The 368-nt window shown below is 62.0% G+C and carries 1 protein-coding gene; it reads right to left on the minus strand.

Going from position 1 to position 368, the window contains the following annotated elements; translation table 11 throughout:
* Positions 1–368: NAD(P)-dependent oxidoreductase (locus SB753_RS35300; protein WP_410804708.1), on the minus strand; the 368-nt coding region annotated here is incomplete at both ends.

The raw sequence follows: 368 nt of genomic DNA on the forward strand, positions 1-368 counted from the left end.
CGTAGCGCGCCTGGCCCGACAGCGAACTGCCCGAGATGTGCGGCGTCATGCCGTTGTACGGCATCGTGCGCCACGGATGATCGACGGGTGCCGGTTGTGGGAACCAGACGTCACCCGCGTAGCCCGCCAACGGGCCGGATTCCAGCGCCTTCACAATCGCGTCACGGTCGCACAACGCGCCGCGCGCAGTATTGATGAGGTAGGCGCCGCGCTTGGCGAGGCTCAACATGCGCTCGTTGAAAAAGCCTTCGGTGGAAGGATAAAGCGGCATCTGCAGATTGATGATGTCGCAGACCTTGACGAGATCTTCGGGCGTTTCATGATGGATCAGTCCGAGTTCCGCTTCGACTTCGGGTGCGAGACGATGG

This window comes from Paraburkholderia sp. SIMBA_053, assembly GCF_046534895.1.
In the GTDB taxonomy this organism is placed as follows: domain Bacteria; phylum Pseudomonadota; class Gammaproteobacteria; order Burkholderiales; family Burkholderiaceae; genus Paraburkholderia; species Paraburkholderia caledonica.